Genomic DNA, 19675 nt, shown 5'->3' with positions numbered 1-19675 from the left:
TGGTGTCGGCATGGCTCGCACCTGCGGTGCAACGAGGCTGCGGATTGTAGCGCAAGGCGCGGGGGGAATCCAGCCCTGCCGGGCGCTGCGGTGGCGGCGGCAGGCGGCAGGGCTATATTGTCGGCTTTCCAGATGCCGCACACATGCCGATGATTGCCTTCCCGACCCTGACCCCGCTGCGCTGGCGCCTGCTGTTCTGGGGCTGCGCGGCCGCGGTGCTGGCGCTTTCGCTGATGCCGCCGACGCAGCCCCTGCCGACCACCGGCTGGGACAAGTCCAACCATATGCTGGCGTTCGCGGTGCTGGGCGTGCTGGGCCGGCGCGCCTACACCGGCCGTGGCTGGGCCGTCTTGCTGGGGCTGGTGGCGTACGGCGGGCTGATCGAACTGCTGCAGGGGCAGACCGGCTACCGCGAGGCCGACTGGCTCGACCTGCTGGCCGACAGCGTCGGCCTGGCCGCGGGCATGGCGCTGGACTGGCTGGTGCGCCGCCTCAGCTCTCCTCGGCTTCGAGCGTGAACCTTGCGCCGTCGTCCTGGCCAAGCAGGTCGGTTAGCACCGGCATGGCCTGCTGCAGCGATTCCTTCAGCCGCCACGGCGGGTTGACGATGAACATGCCGCTGCCGTGCAGGCCCAGGCCGCCCTCGACCGGATGCCTGACGGTCAGGGTCACGTGCAGCCAGCTCTTGAGCGGCAGGCCCTTGAGCTGCACCGGCAGCTGCACCGATTCACGCCGCTGCACCTGCGGGTACCAGACCGCATAGACGCCGGTGGCAAAGCGCTCCAGCCCGTCACGGATGGTCTGCACGGTGCGGGCGTAGTCCTGCTTGTCCTCGTAGGAGGGGTCGACCAGCACAAGCGCGCGGCGCGGCGGCGGGGGTAGGATGGCCTTGATGCCGCCGAAGCCGTCGCCGTCGTACAGCATGACGCGGCGCCCGGCGCCGCGGAAGTTGTCGCGCAGCACCTGGATCTCGGTGCTGTGCAGCTCGAACAGCCTCAGCCGGTCGTGCTCGCGCAGCATCTGCCAGGCCAGCCAGGGCGAGCCGGGGTAGTGGCGCAGGTTGCCGTCCGGGTTGAGCGCGCGCACCTGGTCCAGGTATTCGTCCAGCATCGCCGGCAGCTGGGTGCCGCTGGCGGCGGCGCGCCACAGCGGCGCGATGCCGGTTTCGAATTCGGCCTTCTTCTGCGCGTAGGCGTGGTCCAGCGCATAGAGGCCGGCGCCGGCATGGGTGTCGATATACCAGAACGCCTTGTCCTTCTGCGCCAGGTGATCGAGCAGTTGCACCACGATGGCGTGTTTGAGGACATCGGCATGGTTGCCGGCGTGGAAGGCGTGACGGTAGCTGAGCATGTGGAGCGGGGCGCCTGGGCGGCGCAGATCAAGGGGCAGGGCGGTGCGGTCTGCGGGAAGGCCGCTATGCTACCATCCGGCGCGAATTGCCAACCCCGGCCAACCCCGCTCCCACGCCCCGGCGAATCCGCCCTGGCATTTTGCTTTTCGCCGAGTTTCCTGTCCCATGCCGCGCGCATTAGAGCCCGCCGAGTCCATCCTGTCTGCCGAAGGCATCCCGTATTCGCCCCGCTACGACGACGTCTACCACAGCACCGAAGGCGGGCTGGCGCAGGCCGCCTATGTCTTCCTGGGCGGCAACGGCCTGCCGCAGGCGTGGGCCGGCCAGCGCCAGTTCGTCATCGTCGAGACCGGCTTCGGCCTGGGGCTGAATTTCCTGGCGACCTGGCAGGCGTGGCGCGATGATCCCCAGCGCTGCGGATCGCTGCATTTCGTCTCGATCGAAAAGCACCCGTTCACCCGCGAAGGGCTGGCGCAGTTGCACGCCGGGCTGGACGGGCTGCAGCCGCTGGCGCAGGCGTTACAGGCGCAATGGCCGCTGGCGCTGCCGGGCCTGCACCGCCTGGCCTTCGACGGCGGGCGCGTGGTGCTGACGCTGGCGCTGGGCGATATCGAGCAGATGCTGCCGCTGCTGGCGGCCGGCGTCGATGCCTTCTACCTGGACGGTTTCGCGCCGGCGCGCAATACGGAGATGTGGTCGCCGCAGGTGTTCCGCGGACTGGCGCGGCTGGCCCGGCCAGGCGCCAGGCTGGCCACGTGGGCGGCCGCGGGCTTCGTGCGGCGCGGGCTCAAGGACGTCGGTTTCGAAGTCAGCAAGGCGCCCGGCTTTGGCGGCAAGTGGCAAATGACCGTCGCGCGCTTCCGCCCGCAATGGAAAGCGCGCCGCCATGCGCCGCCACTGCCGGCGCAATGGGCCGAGCGCCATGCCATCGTGATCGGCGCCGGCCTGGCCGGCTGCGCCGTGACCGAGCGGCTGGGCGCGCGCGGCTGGCGCGTGACGCTGTTCGATGGCCATGACGGGCCGGCGCGGCAGACCTCGGCGCACCGCGCGGCGGCCATGCATGCGCACGTGTCCGCCGACGACAGCCTGCTGTCGCGGCTGTCGCGCGCCGGCAACCAGTACGCGCTGCGTGCCTGGGCGGCGCTGGCCGAGGCCGGCCATCCGGTCGGCTGGCATGGCTGCGGCGTGCTGCAGATCGGCGAGGACGAAGCCGAAAGCGAGGCCCAGCGCGCCGCGCTGGCGGCGCTGGGCTTGCCGGAAGGATTCGTGCGCTGGATGCGCGCTGAAGAGGCGGCAGCGGCCCACCATGCCGGCGTGCCGCGTGGCGGCCTGTGGTTCCCGCAAGGCGGCTGGCTGGCGCCGCCGGACATCTGCGCGGCGCAGCTGGCGCAAGCGGGCGCTGCGGTGACGGCACGTTTCGGCTGCCGGGTTGCTGCAATCGCGCGCGTTGACGGGCAATGGCAGGCGGTCGGGCAGGACGGTGAAGTGCTGGCATCGGCGCCGGTGCTGGTACTGGCCAACGCACATGAGGCGCAGCAACTGCTGCCGCGGCAGCACTGGACCATGCGGCGCGTGCGCGGGCAGCTGACCACGCTGGGGTCGGCGCAGGTGGACGCGCTCGGCGGCTGGCCGGATTGCGTGGTGACCGGTGCCGGCTACCTGCTGCCGCGTGCCGCAGACGGCGCGGGCCGGGTCGGCTCCAGCTACGACGCCGACGAAGGCCCGCTGGTGGAGCAGCCGGCGGTCCACGCGGCCAATCTGGCGCGCCTGTCCGGCATGCTGCCGCGCCAGGCCGATGCCGTGGCCGCCATCGATCCCGCAACGCTCTCCGGCTATGTCGGCGTGCGCACGGTCACGCACAACCGGCTGCCGCTGGTCGGCCAGGTGCCTGACGAGGCCGCCGCGCTGGCGCAGGCCGCATCGCTGCGCGGCGCGCACTTGCGTGACCTGCCGCGCATGCCTGGGCTCTACGCCGCCCTTGCATATGGGTCGCGCGGCCTCACCTGGGCAGCGCTGGGCGCGGAACTGCTGGCCAGCCAGATCGAGGGCGAGCCGCTGCCGCTGGAGTCGGACCTGGCCGATGCGATGGATCCGGCACGCCTGCTGCTGCGCGCGCTGCGCCATGGGCAGACGGGATAGCACCGCGGGTCCGGCGGGCGGGTCCGGGCCCGTTCCGGGCAAAATCTGCCGGAAGCGAATGAAAACCGTGCGATAATCCCCGTTTTCCGTTTGCGCGGAGCTTCCCGTTCGCCGGTGCGCCGCCCCGGCCGTCCTGTGGTGACGGCGCCGTGGCGGTAAAGCGGGCGGTACATGCGCAAGCGGTAGCACCTACGAACACAACTACATTTTCTGGATTGGATCTACGACCATGTCGAACGTGATTGAGAACCTCGGCAAGCTGGACCGCAAGGTGACCCTGGCCATCCCCAAGGCCGAAGTGGAGAAGGAAAAGCAGGAGCGCCTGGTTCGCCTGTCGAAGACCGTGAAGATGTCGGGCTTCCGTCCGGGCAAGGTGCCGATGAAGATGGTCGAGAAGCAGTACGGCCAGCAGGTCGAGTTCGAAGTGCGCTTCGACAAGGCCGCACGCAAGTTCTTCGACATCACCAAGGAACAGGACGTCAAGGTTGCCGGCCAGCCCAAGTTCGAGATCAAGAACGAAGGCGTGGGCGAGGACGAAGTCGCCTTCGACGCCACCTTCGAGGTGTACCCGGAAGTGACCATCGGCGACCTGTCGGCTGCCGAAGTCACCCGCACCGGCACTGAAATCACCGATGCCGAAGTCGACAAGACCATCGACATCCTGCGCAAGCAGCGCGTGCACTACCACGCCCGCGGCGAAGCCGGCGAGCATGGCGACGGCGGTGCCGACGTCACCGCCCAGAACGGCGACCGCGTGACGCTGGACTTCGTCGGCAAGGTCGACGGTGAAGAGTTCGCCGGCGGCAAGGCCGAGGACTTCCCGTTCGTGCTGGGCGAAGGCCGCATGCTGCCCGAGTTCGAGCAGGCCGCGCTGGGCCTGAAGGTCGGCGAAAGCAAGACCTTCCCGCTGGCCTTCCCGGCCGACTACCACGGCAAGGAAGTGGCCGGCAAGACCGCCGAGTTCACCGTGACGCTGAAGAAGATCGAGTGGGCGCACCTGCCGGAAGTCAATGATGCCTTCGCCAAGTCGCTGGGCATTGCCGACGGCAGCGTCGACAAGATGCGCGCCGACATCCGCGAGAACCTCGAGCGCGAAGTGAAGCGCCGCACGCATTCCATGCTGAAGGACCAGGTCATGGAAGCGCTGCTGAAGGCCAGCGAGCTGGACGTGCCCAAGGCCCTGATCGAGCAGGACCAGGAACGCCTGGTGGAAATGGCCCGCCGCGACCTGGAGCAGCGTGGCATGCCCAACGCCAAGGACATGCCGATCCCGGCCGAGATGTTCGCGCAGCAGGCCGAGCGCCGCGTCAAGCTGGGCCTGATCCTGGCCGAGATCGTCAAGGCCAACGGCCTGGAAGCCAAGGCTGACCAGATCAAGGCCGAGATCGAGGACTTCGCCAAGAGCTACGAAGACCCGAAGGAAGTCATGCGCTGGTACTACGGCGACCAGCAGCGCCTGGCCGAAATGGAAGCCTACGTGCTCGAAAACAACGTGGTAAATTTCGTGTGCGACAAGGCCAAGGTCACCGACAAGAAGGTGTCCTTCGAGGAACTCACCGCCGAAGGCAACCAGCAACAAGCCTGAGGCCGGAAGTGACCCGCAGCCCCGCGCCACGGCGTGGGGCGGGGCAACTTCCCGAGTTACCCCGGATGGCCTTGCGATCCGACGAATCCATGGAGAACATGCATGACCCGCAATGATTTGCTTGACCGTCTCGCCACCACGCAGGCTTCGGCACTGGAAACCCAGGGCCTGGGGCTGGTGCCGATGGTCGTCGAGCAGTCCGGCCGGGGCGAGCGCGCCTATGACATCTACTCGCGCCTGCTGAAGGAGCGCGTGGTGTTCATGGTGGGCGAGGTCAATGACCAGACCGCCAACCTGGTGGTGGCCCAGCTGCTGTTCCTCGAGAGCGAGAACCCCGACAAGGACGTGTCGCTGTACATCAACTCGCCGGGCGGTTCCGTATCGGCGGGGCTGGCGATCTACGACACCATGCAGTTCATCAAGCCGGACGTGTCCACGCTGTGCATGGGCATGGCGGCAAGCATGGGCGCGTTCCTGCTGGCGGCTGGCGCCAAGGGCAAGCGTTCGGCGTTGCCCAACTCGCGCATCATGATCCACCAGCCGCTGGGCGGCGCGCGCGGCCAGGCCTCGGACATCGAGATCCAGGCGCGCGAGATCCTGTACCTGCGCGAGCGGCTCAACACCATCCTGTCCGAGGTGACGGGCCAGCCGGTCGAGAAGATTGCGCGCGACACCGATCGCGACAACTTCATGAGCGGCGACCAGGCGGTTGACTACGGCCTGATCGACAAGGTCCTCGCCCGTCGCGGCTGATGCAGCGGGCCGCCGTGGCGCAATCCGCAGCGGCGGCCGGCCAGGCTGGCAAGGGCTCAAATGGCGAAGGCTACACCGGAACGAGGCCCCGTGCCTCGTTTTTTGCTTTTGCCCCACAGCCGGGGGGAACCGCCGGTGGTGCCAATTGTTTTGGCGTATGATGCGTTGAAGCGTATCTCCGGGGAGCCTTTCGCCCCGCGGTGTGCGCACAGCAAAAGTGACTGATTCCTATGGCGGACAAAAAAGGTTCATCCAGCGAAAAGCTTCTGTACTGCTCCTTCTGCGGCAAGAGCCAGCATGAGGTCAAGAAGCTGATTGCCGGCCCGTCGGTGTTCATTTGCGACGAATGCATCGACCTGTGCAATGAGATCATCCGGGACGAGGCCACGGCATCCGAGAAAGACGCCGCTGCGGCCGCGCGCTCGGACCTCCCCACGCCCCACGAGATCCGCGAAAGCCTGGACCAGTATGTGATTGGCCAGGAACAGGCCAAGAAGATCCTGGCCGTGGCGGTCTACAACCACTACAAGCGCCTCAAGCACCTCGGCAAGAAGGACGATGTCGAGCTGTCCAAGAGCAACATCCTGCTGATCGGGCCGACCGGCTCGGGCAAGACGCTGCTCGCGCAGACGCTGGCGCGCCTGCTCAACGTGCCGTTCGTGATCGCCGACGCGACCACGCTGACCGAAGCCGGCTACGTGGGCGAGGACGTCGAGAACATCATCCAGAAGCTGCTGCAGAACTGCAACTACGAAGTCGAGAAGGCGCAGCGCGGCATCGTCTACATCGATGAGATCGACAAGATCTCGCGCAAGTCCGACAACCCGTCGATCACGCGTGACGTGTCGGGCGAGGGCGTGCAGCAGGCACTGCTCAAGCTGGTCGAAGGCACCATGGCATCGGTGCCGCCGCAGGGTGGCCGCAAGCATCCGAACCAGGACTTCCTGCAGGTGGACACGACCAACATCCTGTTCATCTGCGGCGGCGCCTTCGATGGCCTGGAGAAGGTCATCATGCAGCGCTCGGACAAGACCGGCATCGGCTTTGCCGCGCAGGTCAAGAGCAAGGATGAGCGCGACGCCAGCGAAGTGCTGCCGCAGACCGAGCCGGAAGACCTGATCAAGTTCGGCCTGATCCCCGAACTGATCGGCCGCCTGCCGGTGGTCGCCACGCTGTCCAAGCTGGACGAGGCCGCGCTGATGCAGATCCTGGTCGAGCCCAAGAACGCGCTGGTCAAGCAATACCAGAAGCTGCTGGCAATGGAAGGCGTCGAGCTGGAAATCCGCCCGGGTGCGCTGAGCGCCATCGCCCGCAAGGCGATCCGCCGCAAGACCGGGGCCCGCGGCCTGCGTTCGATCCTGGAGCAGTCGCTGATGGACGTCATGTACGACCTGCCCAACTACAAGGGTGTGCAGAAGGTGGTGATCGATGAAAATACGATCAACGGCGATGCACCTCCGCTGCTGATGTATGAAGAGCAGCAGCCCAAAGTGGCGGGGTCCAACTGACGCGAGGGCTGCCAGACGTGGTAAGTGGTCGGGACCACACCGGCAGCTGGGCGGAAAGGCCGTTCGCGTAGAAGCGAGCGGCTTTTTTTGTTTATTTCTACCGACGAGAGGGAGGAAACGCGGGTATGCTGTTTCAGAGGGGCCAGCAAGTGCAGGGAGCGGCATCTGCCTGCCTTGATGAATCGATTGGCACGTATCTTGTAATCGATTCGGGCGGCCCAATTTACGCCTTAAATGACTGACTTGGGGAAAATGATGTCCGGAACACAACTCCTCCCGGCCGAGCCGATTCGCCTCCCACTGTTGCCGCTGCGCGACGTGGTGGTGTTTCCGCACATGGTGATCCCGCTGTTTGTGGGACGCCCGAAGTCCATCAAGGCGCTTGAGACTGCGATGGAGGCGGGCAAGAGCATCATGCTCGTGGCCCAGAAGACGGCGGCCAAGGACGAGCCGACCGCCGACGACCTGTACGAGGTCGGCTGCATCGCCAATATCCTGCAAATGCTGAAACTGCCCGACGGTACCGTGAAGGTGCTGGTCGAGGGTACCCAGCGCGCGAACATCCGCGAGGTGAGCGAGGACGAATCGCACTTCATGTGCGAAGCCGTGCCCGTGCCGCCCGCACCTGGCGAAAGCGCCGAGACCGAGGCCCTGCGCCGCGCGATCGTGTCGCAGTTCGACCAGTACGTGAAGCTCAACAAGAAGATCCCGCCTGAGATCCTGACTTCGCTGTCAGGGATCGACGAGGCAGGCCGCCTGGCGGACACCATCGCCGCGCACCTGCCGATCAAGCTCGAGCAGAAGCAGAAGATCCTGGAGATGGTCAATGTGACCGAACGCCTGGAAAGCCTGCTGTCGCAACTCGAGGGCGAGATCGACATCCTGCAGGTCGAAAAGCGCATCCGTGGCCGCGTCAAGCGCCAGATGGAGAAGAGCCAGCGCGAGTACTACCTGAACGAGCAGGTCAAGGCCATCCAGAAGGAACTGGGTGAGGGCGAAGAAGGCGCCGACCTGGAAGAACTCGACAAGCGCATCAAGGCTGCGCGCATGCCGAAGGAAGCCAAGAAGAAGGCCGACGCCGAATTCAAGAAGCTCAAGCTGATGTCGCCGATGTCGGCCGAAGCCACCGTCGTGCGCAACTACATCGACACGCTGGTGAACCTGCCGTGGCGCAAGAAGAGCAAGGTCAACAACGACCTCGCCAACGCCGAGCGCGTGCTGGACGAAGACCACTACGGCCTGGAGAAGGTCAAGGAACGCATTCTCGAGTACCTCGCAGTGCAACAGCGCGTGGACAAGGTGAAGGCGCCTATCCTCTGCCTGGTCGGGCCTCCCGGCGTGGGCAAGACCTCGCTCGGCCAGTCGGTGGCGCGCGCGACGAACCGCAAGTTCGTGCGCATGGCACTGGGTGGCGTGCGTGACGAGGCCGAGATCCGCGGCCACCGCAGGACTTACATCGGCTCGATGCCGGGCAAGATCCTGCAGAGCCTGTCCAAGGTCGGCGTGCGCAATCCGCTCTTCCTGCTCGACGAGATCGACAAGATGGGCATGGACTTCCGCGGCGATCCGTCGTCGGCGCTGCTTGAGGTGCTGGACCCGGAACAGAACCACACGTTCCAGGACCACTACATCGAAGTGGACTTCGACCTGTCCGACGTGATGTTCGTGGCGACGTCGAACTCGCTCAACATCCCGCCGCCGCTGCTCGACCGTATGGAAGTGATCCGCCTGTCGGGTTACACCGAGGACGAGAAGGTCAATATCGCGCAGCGCTACCTGCTGCCCAAGCAGATCAAGAACAACGGTCTGAAGGCAGGCGAGATCGAGGTTGCCGAAAGCGCGATCCGCGACATCATCCGCTACTACACGCGTGAAGCGGGGGTGCGTTCGCTGGAACGCGAGGTCTCCAAGATCGCGCGCAAGGTGGTCAAGCTGCTGCTGCTGAAGAAGGAGTCGGGCACGATCAAGGTCGATTCCGAGAACCTGGACAAATTCCTCGGCGTGCGCAAGTACGACTTCGGCCTGGCCGGCAAGGAAAACCAGGTGGGCCAGGTGACCGGCCTGGCGTGGACCGAGGTGGGCGGCGACCTGCTGACCATCGAAGCCGCGATCATGCCGGGCAAGGGCAACATCACGCGCACCGGTTCGCTGGGCGATGTGATGAAGGAGTCGGTCGAGGCCGCACGTTCGGTGGTGCGTTCGCGGGCACGCCGCCTGGGTATCACGGATGAGATGTTCGAGAAGCGTGACATCCACATCCACGTACCCGAAGGCGCCACGCCCAAGGACGGTCCGTCGGCAGGCGGTGCCATGACCACGGCGCTGGTGTCGGTGCTGACCGGCATCCCGGTGCGCGCGGATGTCGCCATGACCGGCGAGATCACGCTGCGCGGCGAGGTGCTGCCGATCGGCGGCCTCAAGGAGAAGCTGCTGGCGGCCCACCGCGGCGGCATCAAGCTGGTGCTGATCCCGGAGGAAAACGTCAAGGATCTGGCCGAGATCCCGGACAACGTGAAGAACGCCATCGAGATCGTGCCGGTCCGCTGGATCGACAAGGTGCTGGAACTGGCGCTCGAGCGCAAGCCCGAGCCGCTGCCGGAAGAAGACGCCAAGCCCGCCGAAGTGGCGGACAAGGCCACGGCCAAGGTTGAGCGTCTGCATCACTGACACAGCTTTGGCCGCATGAAGAAACGCCGCAGGGCAGTGATGCCCGGCGGCGTTTTTTTTTGCGCGCGCAGGTCTTGGCAAACTGAAATCACCTGTATTACACTTGCGCCCTCGCAACGCAAACCACGGCAACTGCCGCGAGGTGCGGAGCGATCAGCAAGTTGCAGGCAGCCAGCCTGCGATGGTCGAGCGGGTGCTTAGCTCAGTTGGTAGAGCGGCGCCCTTACAAGGCGTAGGTCGGGGGTTCGAGCCCCTCAGCACCCACCACTCTCCATCGCAAGGACATGGGCATCGCCGGCAGCAGGCGCCGACACAGGAGTGGTAGTTCAGTCGGTTAGAATACCGGCCTGTCACGCCGGGGGTCGCGGGTTCGAGTCCCGTCCACTCCGCCAGTTTTGTTGAAAAGAAAACGCCCGCGTCTGCGGGCGTTTTCATTTGCTCCCCATGTTTCCCACCCTCCACAAAGGGTGCGTGCCCAGCGGCTCCTGCTAGAATCGTGGAGTTTGTCTTTCGTGCCAATCCACTACCCGAATCCGCATGCTTGATTTCGTACGCAACAACCGGCGCCTGATGCTCTTGCTGCTGCTGGTGCTTGTTTTCCCGTCGTTCGTGTTCTTCGGCGTGGAAAGCTATTCGCGCTTCATGGACAGCTCGCACGATGCCGCCAAGGTCGATGGCCGCGCCATCAGCGTGCAGGAAATCGACAACGTCGTGCGCGACCAGAGCGAACGCGCGCGCCAGATCCTTGGCGCCAGCTATGACCCGCGCCAGTTCGAAGGCCCGGACGCACGCAAGGCCGTGCTGGACCAGCTGATTCTGCAACGCGTGATGGCCAGTGCCGTGGCGCGTGAGCACCTGACCGTGTCCGACGCCAAGCTGCTCGAGGAAATCAGCAACCTGCCGGCGATCGCGCAACTGCCGCGCACCAAGGACGGCAAGGTCGACGACAAGGCCTACCTGCAGCTGCTGCAGTCGCAGGGCATGACGCCCGAGCAGTTCGATGCCCGCATGCGCTTCGAACTGGCCACGCAGCAACTGGGCGCATCGGTCGCCGCGACGGCCTTCGTGCCCAAGTCGCTGCTCGATCGCCTGATCGCCGTGCGCGACCAGCAGCGCGACGTGCAGGCGCTGCTCTTCAAGCCGGCCGCCTACACCGCCAAGGTGCAGCCCGATGCGGCCGCGCTGAAGGCCTACTACGACAGCCACCAGCAGGCCTTCTCGGTGCCGGAACAAGCCAAGGTCGAGTACCTGTTGCTGTCGGGCGAGGCCCTGGCCGCGACGCAGGCGGTCACGCCCGAAGAGCTGAAGTCCTACTACGACAGCAATATCGCGCGCTTCCGCATCGACGAGCAGCGCCGCGCCAGCCATATACTGATCAGCGCTCCGAAGGAGGCGCCGGCCGCCCAGCGCCAGGCCGCGAAGGACAAGGCCACCAAGCTGCTGGAGGACCTGCGCAAGCACCCTGACACCTTCGCCGACGTGGCGCGCAAGAACTCGCAGGACCCGGGCTCGGCCGGCAAGGGCGGCGACCTGGGCTTCATGGGCCGCGGCGCGCTGGTCAAGCCGTTCGAGGACGCCATGTACGCGCTCAAGGATGGCCAGGTCAGCGACGTGGTGGAAACCGACTACGGCTACCACATCATCAAGCTGACCGGCATCAAGCCCGCCGAGACCAAGCCGCTGGAAGCCGTGCGCACGGAACTGGAAGCGGAGCTGCGCAAGCAGTTCGCCGACAAGAAGTTTGCCGAGCAGGCCGATGCCTTCGGCAATACCGTGTATGAGCAGGCAGACAGCCTCAAGGCTGCCGCCGACAAGTTCAAGCTGACCATCCAGACCGCCGACAACGTCACGCGCCAGCCGAACCCGGCGCTGGGCGCGCAGAGCCCGCTCAACAACGACAAGCTGCTCAAGGCGCTGTTCAGCGACGACGCGATCAAGAACAAGCGCAACACCGAGGCCGTCCAGGTGGGCCCGAACACGCTGGTGGCCGCGCGCATCGTCGAGTATCGCCCGGCGGCCGTGCGCAAGTTCGAGGAAGTCGAAGCCAAGGTGCGTGAGGGCTATATCGCCCAGCAGGCGGCCGAACTGGCGCGCAAGGACGGCGAGGCTCGCCTTGCTGCGCTGAAGAAGGCAGACAGCGCCGACGGCTTTGGCGCGGTGCGGACCGTGTCGCGCGCGAAGGCCGAGGGCATTGCGCCGCAGGCTGTGGAAGCGGTGATGCGTGCCGATGCGGCCAAGCTGCCGGCGGTGGTTGGTGTCGACCTGGGGGCCGAAGGCTATGCGGTCTATCGCATCACCAAGGTGAGCCAGCCGGCGCAAGGCAATCCGGCCCAGCGCCAGGCCGAAGCGCAGCAGCTGTCGCAACTGGCCGGCCAGACCGACCTGCAGGCCTTCTATGAAAGCCTGAAGGCCCGCTCCAAGGTCAAGATGCTGACGCCGGTGGGCGCCACGCAGGCGCAAGGCGCCGAGTAAGCGCCAGATCAGCCCCGGCAGCCTCGCTGCCAGCAAGGACCCCTGCCAGGCGGCAGGGGTTTTTTTTCTTTGTTCTTACTTCGCGCCGCTGCGCCTGAGCATCGGCTTGAGTTGCGGCCACACCGTATCGAGCAGGGCTGGCTGTGCCGCGGCGGTCGGGTGGATGCGGTCGGGCTGGAACCAGTCCTGCCGCGTGATGACCTTGTCGAGGAAGAACGGCACCAGCCGCACCTTGTATTCGCTAGCCAGCTTCGGATACAGCGAGACGAACTTCTCGGTGTAGTCCTGCCCGTAGTTGGGCGGGATGCGCATGCCGATCAGCAGCACGCCCGCGCCGGCCGTCTGTGCCGTGGTGACGATGTTGCGCAGGTTGGCCTCGGTGGTCTGCAGCGGCAATCCGCGCAGCGCATCGTTGGCGCCAAGCTCCACCACCACGATGGCCGGGCGGTGCCGCGACAGCAGCTCCGGCAGCCGCGTCTTGCCGCCGATGGTGGTCTCGCCGCTGATGCTGGCATTGACAACGCTATAATCGAAGCGCTCCTGCCGCAGGCGCTCCTGCAGCAGCGTGACCCAGCCCGCGCCGCGCGTGATGCCGTACTCGGCGGAGAGGCTGTCGCCAAGCACCAGCAGTGCCGGCGCCGCGGCCTGGGCTGAGGCCCCGGCCGATAACGTCAGTGCCGTGCCGGTTGCCAGCAGCAGCCGGCGCCATTTGCCTCGGATCCCAATATCCATGTCTTCTTCCATTCTCGCTGTCGAGTCCCTCGGAAAGACCGTTGCCGACACGACCGGTTCGCTGACGATTTTGCACGACGTGACCTTTTCCGTCACGCCGGGCGAAACGCTCGCCATCGTGGGGGCGTCCGGCTCGGGCAAGTCGACGCTGCTCGGGCTGCTGGCGGGGCTGGACCTGCCCAGTACGGGCACGGTACGGCTGCACGACCAGGACCTGTTCGCGCTGGACGAGGACCAGCGCGCCGCGGTGCGGGGCCGCCATGTCGGCTTTGTGTTCCAGTCGTTCCAGCTGGTCGGCCACCTGACTGCGCTGGAGAACGTGATGCTGCCGCTGGAGCTGCGCGGCGAAACGTCGCAGGTGCGCGAGCGCGCCCTGGACATGCTGCAGCGTGTGGGCCTGGGCGCGCGGCTGGGGCACTATCCGCGCACGCTGTCGGGCGGCGAGCAGCAACGCGTGGCGCTGGCGCGCGCGTTCGTGGCGCGCCCGGACATCCTGTTTGCCGACGAGCCCACCGGCAGCCTCGATACCGCCACAGGCGAAGCCGTGATCGCGCTGATGTTCGAGCTTAACCGCGATGCCGGCTCCACGCTGGTGCTGGTCACGCATGACCGCTCGGTGGCGGCGCGCTGTGGCCGCATCCTGACCATCGACGCCGGCCGCGTGGCCAGCGATGAATGGATGGGCGCGGAGGTCTAGCTGGCGGCGCCCGCCTTCAGCACCGCGCGGGCGCGCTCGATCAGCGACGTGGTGGAGGCATCGTGCTGGCCAACGGTATTCCCGGTCAGCTCGGCTTCGATCGGACGGGCCAGGATCTTGCCCAGCTCAACGCCCCACTGGTCGAAGGAATTGATCTTCCAGACCACGCCCTGCACGAAGGTGCGGTGCTCATACAGCGCAATCAGCGCACCCAGCACGTGCGGCGTCAGGTTTTCCATCAGCAGCGTGTTGCTGGGGCGGTTGCCCTCGAACACCATATGGGCGATGCGGACTTCGTCCTTCACGCCGGCGGCACGGAGTTCATCGGCGGTACGCCCGCGCATCAGCGCCTCGGCCTGCGCGAAGCAGTTGGCCAGCAGCTTGGCGTGATGCCCTGCCAGCCGGCGCGGCGGCACCAGCGGCGCGACAAAGTCCACCGGCACCACCTGCGAGCCCTGGTGGATCTGCTGGAAATAGGCATGTTGCCCGTTGGTGCCGGCCGTGCCCCACACCACCGGCGAGGTATGCGTGCGCACGCGCTGCCCGTCGAGCTGCACTGACTTGCCGTTGCTCTCCATCTCCAGTTGCTGCAGGAAGGCGGGAAACAGCTCCAGCGAGGTGGAGTAGGGTGCCATGCAGCTGGTCGGCAAATGCCAGAAATTGCGGTACCAGATGCCCAGCATGCCCAGGATCACCGGCATGTTGCGCTCCAGCGGCGCGGTGCGGAAGTGCTCGTCCATGGCGCGCGCGCCGGCCAGCAGGTCGGCGAAGGCATTGAAGCCTACCGCCAGCGTGATTGACAGGCCGACCGACGACCACAGCGAGAAGCGTCCGCCGATCCAGTCCCAGAACTCGAACATATTGGCCGGGTCGATGCCGAACTCGCGCACCGCTTCGGTATTGGTCGAGACTGCGACGAAATGCTTGGCAAGGTCATGCTCGGCCACGCCGTTGGCGACAAACCAGGCGCGCGCGCTGCGCGCGTTGGCCATGGTTTCCAGCGTGGTGAAGGTCTTGGAGCAGACGATCACCAGCGTGCGTTGCGGGTCGAGCCGCACCAGCGTCTCGGCCAGGTCGGTGCCGTCGACATTGGAGACGAAGTGCATGCGCGGCGCGGCATTGCCATCGGCATCGGCCAAGTGCGACAGCGCGCGGCATACCATGCGCGGCCCCAGGTCGGAGCCGCCGATGCCGATATTGATGACATCGGTGATGCGCTCGCCGGTGGCACCCTTCCAGGCGCCGCTGCGCACACGCTCCGAGAAATCGCGCATGCGTACCAGCACCCGCTGGATCGCCGGCATGACCTGCTCGCCGTCGACCTTGTAGCCGGCGCCGGCGGTCGCGCGTAGCGCTACGTGCAGGGCCGCGCGGTCTTCCGTCGTATTGATATGCTCGCCCGCAAACATCGCGTCGCGGCGTCTGGTCACGCCGGCCTCGGCTGCCAGCTGCACCAGCAGGCGCATGGTTTCGGGCGTGATCCGGTTCTTCGAGTAGTCGAGATAAAGCCCGGCGGCTTCCAGCGAGAATTGCGCGACGCGTTGCGCGCCTTCGCCGTCGAACCACTCGCGCATCTGAGCGTCGCGAAGGGTTTCATGGTGCCGCAGCAGGGCGTTCCAGGCGTGAAGGTCGGTGGGCATGCGGGACTAGGAAGTTTGCAGGGGCGCGAGTGCGCGCGGCGGCGCAGACTCGCAAAGTATATCGCCTGCGCCGCGGCACTTTTACCCCTCAGCGTAAGCAACTGTTAACACTTGCAACATAGCAGCATGTGTGCGCGCTAAGTATCAGACATTGTCTGACGTCGCCGGCCAGCGAGCCGGCCCGCGACAGCGCGCAGCACCGGTTCGCCGCCCGCCACGCACAAGCCACCCAGGCAGATAATGCCGATGCCAGCTGCGGTGGTCCAGTCGGGCAGTTGGTCGAAGGCCAGGTAGCCGATCACGGTGGCGGACAAGATCTGCAGGTACAGGAAGGGGCTCAGGAACGAGGCATCCGCGTACTGGAAGGCCCGGATGACGAAATAGTGGCCCAGGGACCCGGTGATCCCTGCAGAGAGCAACAGCGCACATTGCATCGGCGTGGGCCACGCGCTGAACCAGAAGAAGGGCACGATCAGCGTGGTCAGGCAGGCGCCGGTGACACCGCTCTGGATCAGTGTGGTCATGGGCGCGTCATGCGCGGCAATGCGGCGCGTCAGCATCTGCATCAGCGCGAACACCAGTGCCGACACCAGGCCCAGGCCGACGCCGAGCGGACTGAGCTGGCCACCCGGGCGCACCACCACCAGCATGCCGGCAAAGCCGACCACCACACCGGTCCAGCGCATCCAGCGGGCATGGCGCCCGGGGCGCTCGCCCAGCAGCCACGGCGACAGCGCCACCACGAACAGGGGCGCGCAGAAATTCAGTGCCGTGGCCTGCGCCAGCGGCATCAGCATCAGCACGCTGAAGAACACCAGCGTCGAGACCAGCATTAGCCCGCCCCGCAGCCACTGCAGCCCAAGCTTTGCCGGCCGCCACTGGCACCGCCAGCCGGCGGGACCGAGCAGCAGGAAGATCGCGACCACATGGCCGACATAGCGCACCCATGCCACGGCCACCAGCGGCAGTCCTTGCTGCGTCAGGGTCTTGCTGGTGGCATCGAGCAGGCTGAGGATCCATTGCCCGATGACCAGCAGCGCGATGCCGGTAAGCAGGTGGCGGCGGTCGGCGGGATCGCGCAGCAGCGCGCCGCGCGTCATGCGCGGGTCCCGGCCAGCAACTGGTTGAAGACGGTGCGCGCCGGCGCGTACAGTTCGCTTGCGGTGACGCCGGCCAGCCCGGTGCCCTGGGCGACGAGGGCATCGGCTGCACGGCCGTGGATCCACACCGCCGCCTGGGCTGCGGCCAGAGGCGCCATGCCCTGTGCCAGCAGGGCGCCCAGCATGCCAGCCAGCACGTCCCCGGTGCCGGCACTGGCAAGCGCCGCATTGCCGGTCGGGTTGAGCGTGCATGGGCTGCCGCCAGGTGCCGCGATCACGGTGCCCGATCCCTTCAGCACCACTACGGCCAGCCATTGCGCAGCCAGTGCCGCGGCGGCAGCGGGCCGGTCGCGCTGCACGTCGGCGACGGGCACGCCCATCAGCCGGGCGGCTTCGAGCGGGTGCGGTGTCATCACGCAAGCCGCGCCGCTGGCGGCCAGTGCCCCGGCCAGCGCCGGATCGGCGGCCAGCAGGTTCAAGGCATCGGCATCCAGCACAAGCGGCACGGGCGCGGCTTGCAGCAGCCGCGCAAACTGCTTGTGTGCGTTGGCATCCGTGCCCATGCCCGGACCGATCACCAGCGCCGACATCGCAGCGAGGGCCAGTGCGTCCACGGCATGCAGCATCAGCTCGGGATGCAGCGGATCGAACAGCGGTGCGGGCTGCGCCAGGAAGCCGATATGCACCTTGCCCGCGCCGAGGAACTGCGCGGCCCTGGCGCCCAGCAGCGGCGCGCCGGTCATGCCGAGGTTGCCGCCGATGACCGCCAGCGAGCCATGCGTGCCCTTGTTGCTGGCGTGGCGGCGGCGCGGCAGCGCGGTACTGAACAGTGCCGGGCCGTTTACCAGGCAATGGGGCGCTTCGTCCGGCGGATAGCCGAGCCCGATCGGCGCGATGTCGACCTCGCCGGCGCAGTCGCGCCCGTCCAGTGTCAGCAGCCCGGGCTTGGCGGCGATAAAGGTCAGCGTGCGCTGCGCGCGCACGGCCGGCGTGCCCGCGCCGGTGTCGGCGAACAGTCCGCTGGGGATGTCCAGCGCAAACACCGGCAGCGCGCTGCGGTTGATTTGTCCGATCCACCACGCCATGGTGCCGTCGGCGGGGCGGTTCAGGCCGATGCCGAGCAGGCCGTCGACGATCGCAGCGGTGCCGGCGGGCCAGTCCGCGTCAGGCGAGGCAGCCATGCCCGCGACCACGTTGACCGGGACGCCGGCGGCGTGCGCTTGCTGCCATGCTGTCGCGGCGTCGGCGGGCAGGTGCTGCGGGTCCGCCGTCAGCCATACCTGCACGGCACGGCCGGCGCTGTGCAATTGCGTGGCGGCCACCAGCGCATCGCCGCCATTGTTGCCGGGACCCGCCAGGAACAGCAGCGGGCCGGCGGGTGCGTGGCAGGCCAGCCAGCGCGCGCCCGCGGCGCCGGCGCGCGACATCAGCGTAAAGGCGGGCAGTTGCGTGAAGGCGGCGTTCTCGATGCGGCGGATGGCGGCGACGTCGTACAGCGGAACCGGTGCGGATGCGGCGGCATCGAGTGCAAACCAGCCGTCGCCGCTTGCGGGCGAGGTGGCGGAAGAGGCAGAGGGTGTCATGTCTGGTTATCTGGCGGGCCCCAAGCCGTAGCGGTCGGGCAGCAGGCCCTCCATGTCGATGTCTGGGCCGCCATGGGGGCCGGCGCTGGCGGCGATCTGGTCAGCCGTAATCTTGCCCGATCCGCAGCTCATCGCCCAGCCCGTCGAGCCATGGCCGAGGTTGAGGAACAGGCCGGGTACAGCCGTAGGGCCGATCAGCGGCGGCCCGTCCGGCAGCATCGGCCGCGCGCCCACCCATTGCGTGGCTTCCTGGTAGTTGCCGGCCACCGGGAACCAGTCGCGCGCGACCTTGATCAGCGTATTCAGTGCGGCCGGCCGCAAATCGAGCGTGCGTGAGCCCAGCTCGGCCGTGCCCGCCACGCGCAGGCGGTTGCCCATGCGCGTGATCGCGACCTTGTAGGACTCATCCATCAGCGCGCCCAGCGGCGCCTGCAGTTCGTCGCGGACCATCACCGTCACCGAGTAGCCCTTGACCGGATACAGCGGCACGCGCAGGCCCAGCGGGCGCAGCAGCGCGGTGCTGTCGGCGCCGGCCGCGACCAGCACGCGGTCGGCGTTCAGCACCTGGCCAGGGCGCTGCTTGTCAGCGTGCGACAGCTCGACCTGCAGCTTGCCTGCGTTGTCTGGCCTGACGCGCGCCACCTGGGTGTCGAAGCGAAACGATACGCCTGCGGCCTCGGCATGCCGGTGCAGCGCGCGCACGAACATCGGGCAGTTGCCGGATTCGTCTTCCGGCAGGTGCAGCCCGCCAGCCAGCGGCGTGTCGGCCGCCAAGCCCGGTTCGATGCGGCGGCATTCCTGCGCGCTGACCAGCCGGTGCGGCACGTTGTTCTCGCGCAGCAGGGCCACGGCGGGCGCGGCCAGGTCGAGGTCGCGCGCGGTGCGGAACAGCTGCAGATAGCCTTGCGACTGCTCGTAGTCGATCTCCAGCTCGCTGCGCAGCCGGTGCAGGCACGCGCGGCTGTAGAACGCCAGCCGCTGCATGCGCAGCTTGTTGGCGCGGTAGCGCTCCAGCCGGCATTCGCGCAGCCAGCGCGCGATCCAGCGCCACATGGCGGGGTCGGCGGAAGGGCGGAACAGGACCGGCGCCTCGCGCGCAAAGAGCGTGCGCAGGATCTTGCCGGGCATGCCCGGCGCGGCCCATGGCGTGACGTAGCCGGGCGCGATCACGCCGGCATTGCCGAAGCTGGCTTCCTGCGCCGGCGCGGCGCGGCGTTCGAGCACGGTCACGTCGAAACCGGCCTGCCGCAGGTACCAGGCGGAACTGACGCCGATCGCGCCGGCGCCGATGACGATCACATGCATCGGACTGGAAACCTCCACATTGCCGCGCCGGCGGGAAAGGGTGGGGCCGGGCGGGGCCGGCCAATGCTATTTGACCAGGTGCGCGGCAAGCCTCGGCCTTTAGGCCGGGGAAGGATAGCGCGGACGCCGTCGGCGTCCTTTCG

14 protein-coding genes and 2 tRNA genes are annotated in these 19675 nt (G+C 67.2%); 10 read left to right on the top strand and 6 right to left on the bottom strand.

The window, feature by feature from the left end; all coding sequences use genetic code 11:
- Positions 1–143 precede the first annotated feature (143 nt).
- Positions 144–518: a VanZ family protein gene (locus AC1Q7H_RS30395; RefSeq protein WP_013956497.1), complete on the top strand. Its 375-nt coding sequence runs from the start codon at positions 144–146 to the stop codon at positions 516–518.
- Here the strand turns inward: AC1Q7H_RS30395 and AC1Q7H_RS30390 are convergent.
- Positions 493–1350: a 23S rRNA (adenine(2030)-N(6))-methyltransferase RlmJ gene (locus tag AC1Q7H_RS30390; protein WP_013956498.1), complete on the bottom strand. Its 858-nt coding sequence runs from the start codon at positions 1348–1350 to the stop codon at positions 493–495. The genes AC1Q7H_RS30395 and AC1Q7H_RS30390 overlap by 26 nt on opposite strands.
- Before the next feature lie 166 nt (positions 1351–1516).
- On the opposite strand from AC1Q7H_RS30390, the gene mnmC reads away from it, so the two are divergent.
- The 8 genes from mnmC to AC1Q7H_RS30350 all read left to right on the top strand — a co-directional run bounded on the left by mnmC (position 1517) and on the right by AC1Q7H_RS30350 (position 12475).
- On the top strand, positions 1517–3490 hold the full coding sequence (mnmC, locus tag AC1Q7H_RS30385) for a bifunctional tRNA (5-methylaminomethyl-2-thiouridine)(34)-methyltransferase MnmC2/FAD-dependent 5-carboxymethylaminomethyl-2-thiouridine(34) oxidoreductase MnmC1 (RefSeq protein WP_013956499.1): 1974 nt from the start codon (positions 1517–1519) through the stop codon (positions 3488–3490).
- 229 nt (positions 3491–3719) lie between these two features.
- The gene (gene tig, locus AC1Q7H_RS30380; protein ID WP_013956500.1) at positions 3720–5075 is read left to right on the top strand and encodes a trigger factor; all 1356 of its coding nucleotides are present in this window, start codon (positions 3720–3722) and stop codon (positions 5073–5075) included.
- 102 nt (positions 5076–5177) lie between these two features.
- The gene (clpP, locus tag AC1Q7H_RS30375) at positions 5178–5828 is read left to right on the top strand and encodes an ATP-dependent Clp endopeptidase proteolytic subunit ClpP (RefSeq protein ID WP_011615108.1); all 651 of its coding nucleotides are present in this window, start codon (positions 5178–5180) and stop codon (positions 5826–5828) included.
- Positions 5829–6058: 230 nt separating this feature from the next.
- On the top strand, positions 6059–7336 hold the full coding sequence (gene clpX, locus AC1Q7H_RS30370; RefSeq protein WP_013956501.1) for an ATP-dependent Clp protease ATP-binding subunit ClpX: 1278 nt from the start codon (positions 6059–6061) through the stop codon (positions 7334–7336).
- 255 nt (positions 7337–7591) lie between these two features.
- Positions 7592–10003, top strand: a complete 2412-nt coding sequence (gene lon / locus AC1Q7H_RS30365) for an endopeptidase La (protein WP_013956502.1) — start codon at positions 7592–7594, stop codon at positions 10001–10003.
- Between the two features lie 191 nt (positions 10004–10194).
- Positions 10195–10270, top strand: a tRNA-Val gene (locus AC1Q7H_RS30360).
- Positions 10271–10318: 48 nt separating this feature from the next.
- Positions 10319–10395: transfer RNA gene (locus tag AC1Q7H_RS30355), tRNA-Asp, on the top strand.
- 145 nt (positions 10396–10540) lie between these two features.
- The gene (locus AC1Q7H_RS30350) at positions 10541–12475 is read left to right on the top strand and encodes a SurA N-terminal domain-containing protein (protein WP_013956503.1); all 1935 of its coding nucleotides are present in this window, start codon (positions 10541–10543) and stop codon (positions 12473–12475) included.
- Positions 12476–12550: 75 nt separating this feature from the next.
- Here AC1Q7H_RS30350 and AC1Q7H_RS30345 read toward each other — a convergent pair whose 3' ends face one another.
- Positions 12551–13207 (bottom strand): arylesterase, encoded by a 657-nt coding sequence (locus AC1Q7H_RS30345; RefSeq protein ID WP_013956505.1) that lies wholly within the window; start codon positions 13205–13207, stop codon positions 12551–12553.
- Here AC1Q7H_RS30345 and AC1Q7H_RS30340 point away from each other — a divergent pair.
- Positions 13206–13904: an ABC transporter ATP-binding protein gene (locus AC1Q7H_RS30340; protein WP_153955284.1), complete on the top strand. Its 699-nt coding sequence runs from the start codon at positions 13206–13208 to the stop codon at positions 13902–13904. The two genes, AC1Q7H_RS30345 and AC1Q7H_RS30340, sit on opposite strands and share 2 nt — an antisense overlap.
- Here the strand turns inward: AC1Q7H_RS30340 and pgi are convergent.
- From pgi to AC1Q7H_RS30320, 4 genes are all read right to left on the bottom strand, one after another.
- Positions 13901–15544: a glucose-6-phosphate isomerase gene (pgi, locus tag AC1Q7H_RS30335; protein ID WP_013956506.1), complete on the bottom strand. Its 1644-nt coding sequence runs from the start codon at positions 15542–15544 to the stop codon at positions 13901–13903. The two genes, AC1Q7H_RS30340 and pgi, sit on opposite strands and share 4 nt — an antisense overlap.
- A 137-nt stretch (positions 15545–15681) precedes the next feature.
- Entirely contained in the window at positions 15682–16644 is a 963-nt protein-coding gene (locus tag AC1Q7H_RS30330) for a DMT family transporter (RefSeq protein WP_013956507.1), read from the bottom strand.
- Positions 16641–18227 carry a bifunctional ADP-dependent NAD(P)H-hydrate dehydratase/NAD(P)H-hydrate epimerase gene (locus AC1Q7H_RS30325; protein ID WP_013956508.1) on the bottom strand — a complete coding sequence of 529 codons (1587 nt, stop codon included), beginning with the start codon at positions 18225–18227 and terminating at the stop codon, positions 16641–16643. The genes AC1Q7H_RS30330 and AC1Q7H_RS30325 overlap by 4 nt, the downstream gene beginning before the upstream one ends.
- A 6-nt stretch (positions 18228–18233) precedes the next feature.
- Entirely contained in the window at positions 18234–19532 is a 1299-nt protein-coding gene (locus AC1Q7H_RS30320; RefSeq protein WP_013956509.1) for a D-amino acid dehydrogenase, read from the bottom strand.
- Positions 19533–19675: the final 143 nt, after the last annotated feature.

This window comes from Cupriavidus sp. GW823-FHT06D04, assembly GCF_058795055.1.
This window is presented reverse-complemented; position numbering and strand designations above follow the sequence as displayed.